The organism is Anaerococcus sp. (genome assembly GCF_022770135.1).
In the GTDB taxonomy this organism is placed as follows: domain Bacteria; phylum Bacillota; class Clostridia; order Tissierellales; family Peptoniphilaceae; genus Anaerococcus.
Window position 1 is genome coordinate 1 of record NZ_JALEIL010000007.1, and the last position, 6,067, is coordinate 6,067.

At 37.6% G+C, this 6,067-nt stretch carries 4 protein-coding genes, 1 pseudogene and 1 other annotated feature; of the genes and pseudogenes, 4 read left to right on the forward strand and 1 reads right to left on the reverse strand.

The window, feature by feature from the left end; all coding sequences use genetic code 11:
- Positions 1–206 precede the first annotated feature (206 nt).
- A complete protein-coding gene (raiA, locus tag MRZ08_RS00315) occupies positions 207–746 on the reverse strand; it encodes a ribosome-associated translation inhibitor RaiA (protein WP_290878636.1) in 540 nt (179 codons plus the stop codon).
- A 157-nt stretch (positions 747–903) separates the two neighbouring features.
- Between raiA and MRZ08_RS00320 the strand changes: the two genes are divergently transcribed.
- From MRZ08_RS00320 to MRZ08_RS00335, 4 genes and pseudogenes are all read left to right on the forward strand, one after another.
- On the forward strand, positions 904–2,820 hold the full coding sequence (locus MRZ08_RS00320; protein ID WP_290878639.1) for a S9 family peptidase: 1,917 nt from the start codon (positions 904–906) through the stop codon (positions 2,818–2,820).
- The gene (locus tag MRZ08_RS00325) at positions 2,813–3,787 is read left to right on the forward strand and encodes a YihY/virulence factor BrkB family protein (RefSeq protein WP_290878641.1); all 975 of its coding nucleotides are present in this window, start codon (positions 2,813–2,815) and stop codon (positions 3,785–3,787) included. The genes MRZ08_RS00320 and MRZ08_RS00325 overlap by 8 nt, the downstream gene beginning before the upstream one ends.
- Positions 3,777–4,310: a 5-formyltetrahydrofolate cyclo-ligase gene (locus MRZ08_RS00330; protein WP_290878644.1), complete on the forward strand. Its 534-nt coding sequence runs from the start codon at positions 3,777–3,779 to the stop codon at positions 4,308–4,310. The genes MRZ08_RS00325 and MRZ08_RS00330 overlap by 11 nt, the downstream gene beginning before the upstream one ends.
- 697 nt (positions 4,311–5,007) lie before the next feature.
- Positions 5,008–5,242: a binding site (T-box leader), on the forward strand.
- A 136-nt stretch (positions 5,243–5,378) separates the two neighbouring features.
- Positions 5,379–6,067, forward strand: a pseudogene (locus MRZ08_RS00335) (5-methyltetrahydropteroyltriglutamate--homocysteine methyltransferase); the annotation flags it as partial.

Here is a 6,067-nt window from a genome sequence, read left to right on the forward strand (position 1 = left end):
CCCTTATTTCGACCGAACGGAGTGAGCGGAGAAATCTAATGAGATCTCTCCATGCGTTCGTTTCACTCTCTTAGTCGAGATAAGGGTAACTTAACGATAAAATAAATTTCGATTGAAGTTACTTTGTCTACGCTCTGAGAAGGCCCCACAGGACCTTCTTTCTATCTATATGAAGTTTTATATAATGTATAAGTTATCTCCTATATTTATTTAAGTCTAGGAATAATTTGACCGTAGTCTCCTTTTCTTCTCTTATATACTACTCTAACGTCAGCGTCTTCTGCGTCTAGGTATACGAAGAAATTATGGTCTAGTAGTTCCATTTGGAGAATTGCTTCTTCGGCTGACATTGGCTTAACGTGGATTTCCTTTACTCTTTTGATGTTGGTCTTATCATCGTTTTCCTCTTCATCATAAGGCTCGAAGCTTTCAAACTTGATGCTTTCTCCGCTTTGTCTATCTCTCATAAGTTTTGTCTTATTCTTCCTTACTTGGCGGAGCAGACCGTCGATATTTCTATCGATTGCTGTTGGATAAGTCTCATCACTAGTTTCAGATCTTAGGATTCTACCATTGTCGAGGAAGGCTGTAGTCTCAACTACAAAGTCATTTCCTTCTTTGGCAAACCTAACATCCATTTCTTGTTGGTCATGGAAGTATTTATCTAGCCTATCAAATTTCTTTATAGATTCATTTCTGATATCGTCTGTTAGTGTAAAATTCTTGGCTATTAAATTTAATTTCATAATACCCTCCTATTGTCTTTTTATTATTTTACCCAAATTTATAATTAATAAACGTTTTCTCATTATTTTTTCTTAATATCCATCCTTATTATCATAATAAGAGTGTTTCAATATTTTTAATAAAGTATAATAAAGAAAGATATGTAAAGGAGTAATTATGAAAGATACAAAATTAAGAGATATCTTGGACTATGAATTCTTATCTTGTCTTGATATTTCAAATGATTATAGAAAAATTTCCTACAAGAAGACAAAAGGAGATTATAAGGAAAATAGATACGACAGCAATTTATGGATTTATGACACTAAAACTTGCGAGAACTATCAGATTACTGATGATAACAAGGCACAAATTTCTGCCTTTAACAAGGATTCTAATCTAGTTTACAAGAAAGAATCCACAGATGAGGCTGATATTTTCTATGTCAAAGACGGTACAGGCCTAGGCCATGAGTACTTTTCTATAGACAAAGATGTCGAGATGATAAAGCACTTAGGAGACGACCTCTTTCTAGTGAAAGCAAAAGACAAGAAAAGCAAGGAAGATAAGGAGAAGGATAAGGAAAACTCCTACTTTAAGGAAATCGACAAGCTTCCTTTCTACCTAAATGGCCTTGGCTTTATTAAGGATGAGGACTCTGCCCTATATTTTTATGATGCTTCAAAAGATAGGCTTGAACTTATTAAAAACCTCAAGGCAGAAGATAAGCTTAGCTTTGTCGATATCAACGAAGATTCTAGCAAAATCCTCCTTCTTAGGGGAAATTACACTGATAACTCTGTAATGAAACTTAAGGAAGACCTCCTTCTTCTTGATACAAAATCAGGTGAAATCACCCTCCTAATCGAGAACAAATTCTCCTATTACACCGCAAGATTTATCAAAGATAGGATAATCTTTGTGGCGACCGATATGGAAAAGGGCGGGGTCAATGAAGATTGTTTTATCTACTCAGCTGACTTTGAAGGAAAATATGAGAAGATCAGCCCAGACGATTTTGATATGGCCTTCGGTAATTCTATCGGTACTGATGCAAGATTTGGTTCTTCCAAGACATTTGATGTAAAAGGCGATAGACTATATTTCGTCGTAACCGACTATGAAAATTCCAAGCTCTTATCCATAAGTCTTGATGGTGATATAAGAGAGGAAATCTCAGAAGGAGTTGAAGACTTTGTCCTAGCAGATGATGATATCTACTATCTTGCAATGGGAGTTGATACTCTTTCCGAACTCAAGAGAAAATCTACAGGCGAAACTCTTATAAAAAACAAAGTCCCTTCAGAAGTCCTCCCCATCGAGACCTTTGACTTCGTATCAAATGGAGATGATCTTACTGGCTACGTCCTCCTACCAAAAGATTTCGATGAGAAGAAGAAATACCCAGCCCTTCTTTCCGTCCACGGCGGACCAAAGACAGAGTTTTCTGACATCTTCCACCACGAACACCAGATGTTTGCATCAGCAGGCTATATAGTAATTTACACCAATCCACACGGTTCAAGTGGTCGAGGAGTCAAGTTCTCTGACATCCGTGGCAGATACGGAGATATCGACTACGATGACCTCATGACCTTTACCGACCTTGCCATAGAAAAATACCCACAAATCGATACAGAAAAAATGGGAGTCTATGGAGGAAGTTATGGTGGCTTTATGACAAATTGGACTATCGGCCACACCGATCGTTTCGCCGCTGCTTGTGCCCAAAGATCAATCTCAAACTGGACAAGCTTTTATGGAGTATCAGACATTGGCTACTACTTCGCTCCTGACCAGACAGCAAGCGATATGTGGGATAATCTTGACAAAATGTGGGACCAATCTCCAATAAAATACGCCCCAAATGTAACAACTCCAACCCTCTTCATCCACTCTGATGAAGACTATAGATGTCCACTTGAGCAGGGGCTTCAAATGTATACAAGAATAAAGGAAAATGGCACAGATACTAAGATGTACATCTTCCATGGGGAAAATCACGAACTATCTCGATCTGGAAAACCAAAGGGCAGGATCAAGAGACTAGAAGCAATCAAAGAATGGTTTGATAAGTATCTCAAAGATGAATAAAAACAAACCTAAGACAAAAAACTTTCTCCTGAATCTAATAAATAGGGTAGCCAGACATGACATCATGACCTACTCGGCTGCCCTATCCTTCTACCTCCTACAAGCATCCATACCACTTATGATGGTTCTCGTAAGTGTACTGTCCTACTTTATATCAGGTAGGGAGGATATCATCTATAGATTTCTGGACTTTTTGCCCAATACCACAATAGAACTAATAGCGGAAGTGATAGATATCCTACTTATCTCCTCCCAATCTCCAACAGTGACCACCTTGACGATTATTTTTGCCTTGTGGTCTGCGACAAGTGGTATCAACAAGCTAGTAAATGCGATAAATCACGCCTACGGCCTCCACAAACAGAAACAAGCTATCAAGCAAAGACTCATGAGCGTACTCTTTACCCTCATCTTTATAAGTCTGATAGTCTTCATGTTGATATTTCAAATCTATGGTACAAGCATCATAAATATCTTCAATGCCCAAATCATAGAGAAAATCACCATACATTTTAATACCAATATCCAAAAGGCCCTGGACATGATATCTTCGCCCCTATTTAAGCTAATAACCTTTGTCCTACCCTTCCTCATAATGGCCATAGCTATAGGAGTATTCTACAGATACTCCCCATCCAAGGCCAACAACAGGATAAGCATCAAGGAAGCCTTCTGTGGAGGATTATTCGCAACAGTTGCCATATTCATAGCAAGCTTTATCTACTCCTACTTCGTAAACAACTACTCCAACCAGTCCCTAGTCTACGGAGCACTCGCAGGAATCCTTGCCCTCTTTATCTGGCTTCTAATGGTATCAACCATCATTATCCTCGGTGCAGAATGCATAGCAGCCTACAAGGAAGGCTACAAGGAAGACTTTTTCGACAAAGAAGTAAATACAGAAGATGAGTCAAGCTTAAAAGACAACGTAATAGAATTGATAAGGAAAAAAAGCAATGAAAAATGAGATGAGAAGATTCTTCCTAAATCTCCGTCGAGAAATGGGAAAAGAGAAAATAGAAAAATATTCAGATAAAATCTATGAAAATCTAATTAAAACCGACCTCTACAAAAATGCAAAGACCATCTTTGTCTATGTATCGATGGATAAGGAAATAAATACAGAAAAAATCATCCGAAAAGCCATCGAAGAAGGTAAAGAGATCTACGTTCCATTCATAGAAGAAAAGTCCATGAAGGCAAAAAGGCTAGAAAAATACGAAAACCTGGTCGAAGGTAAATTTAAAATAAAAACCACAAGCTCAGATATCTCAATAGAAAACCCAGACTTGACCCTAGTCCCAGGCCTAACTTTCGACAAAAATAAAAACAGAATAGGCTACGGAGGAGGCTACTACGATAAGTTCCTAGCAAAAACTAAAACAAGCAGCCTAGGCCTATTCATGGGCCCCTTCGAATCAATAGAAATCCCAAAAGATGAAAATGATGTGGCCCTAGACTATATACTTACAGAAGAAGGTTTGTTCTGAGAAATATATCAAAGGAGATATCTCGACTTACGCTCGAGACCAGGGGAATGTAGGAAAGCTTGCTTTCCCGCCCTATCCCCTTATTTCGACCTTGTGGAGAAATCTCATTTAATAAACTATATCTTAAGATCATCGTGTATACTTTAAGAATAAACTCAAATAGAAATTCTCCATCTCGAAGAAGGGAACGTAGTGACCGACTGAGAGATCTACAGTATATGATGACTCGTGCATTATAAAGATTAACTTATCTAGGAGAATACCTAACTAACAAAAACTCCAAACAAAAATGTCCCAAGGTTCTGTAGACCTCTCACATAAAGTTCGAGGTGGCAAGTAATGAAAATTTTTAATAAAAAATACAAAATATGATAAGAGATCTCTCGACTACGCTCGAGATAAGGGATTGAAAGAAAACGAAGTTTTCTCTCTTCTTCCCTTGCTTCGACCAACGTGGAGAAGCCTCACGAGTAGAAGTAAAATCATAATTATTTTAAAACTCATAATTAAATCAAAACTATAATTACCGCCATCTCGAAAAACCCTTCCGGCTCTGGGAGTACTTATTGCTACCTTAACATAAGGAAAAAAGAAAAAAGCAAATCTCATCTTCTCAGGCTTACTATCCCCATCCCATAGATTATTTCATTTTTTATTTGACAAGTTTCAAAAGTCCATGTATAATTTGAAACATAGAAAACAAACTATGAGAAGAAAAGTAGATTTGATGGACCTACACAGAGAGGCTATGGTTGGTGAGAATAGTCTAGAAAAGTCGAATTGAAAATGGCCTTTGAGTTTCTTGCCCGATATTTAAGGTAAGACGTATTCGCACGTTATAGCGATAGGGTATGCTAGTACCCGATGAGTTATTAATCGCAAGATTAATATGAATTAAGGTGGTAACACGAGCTTTAAGCTTCGTCCTTTGGGGGCGGAGCTTTTTTTGATATAAGGATACATAGTTAAATTTTCTAATGGCGCCAATTGTTAACCTGTCCCTTCATATATACCGAATATATTATGCATGGTATAAATTATTAGAAATTATTAAAGAGGTAAATTAATATGTCAAAAAGATTTTTAACTGTTGGATCATTACTAAGAAACGAAGAACTACTAAAATACAAGAGAGAAATCGAAGGAAGAGAAGATATCACCTATCCTTTCTACGACGATCTTCCAGGCTACAAGGAATGTGAAGATAAGTCAGTTGCAGAGATTGACGAAAAACAATTAGACCACGGTCTCGTACAAGTAACAGATGGTGAATACTCCAAATCACTCTGGCACCTTGACTTCGTTTGGGGTCTAGATGGGTGTGAGAGATTTATCAACAAAACCGGCTACTTCTTCAGAGAAAAAGATTCTGATGAGAAGTTTGAGACTAGAAAAGATATCGGGATTAAAATCACCGGCAAGATTTCTGGAAAAAACCACGTCTTTATCGAACATTTCAAAAGACTAAAGGACCTTGTCGATGGAAGAGCTGAAGTTAAACAATGTATCCCTTCTCCTGCTCACATATATGGAGAGCTTACAAACTTTGGCTTCGTTGAGGAATCTTCTTATTACAACTCAAGAGAAGACTTCTGTAGGGACCTAATCCAAGCTTACAAGGACTTCCTAGACGACTTCAAAAAAGTCGGTGGACAAATCATCCAATTTGATGACTGTCTTTGGGAACAATTCGCTAAGGAAAACAAAGAAAACCAATACGATAACAACCAAACTGATCTTGATAAGGACCTAGCCAT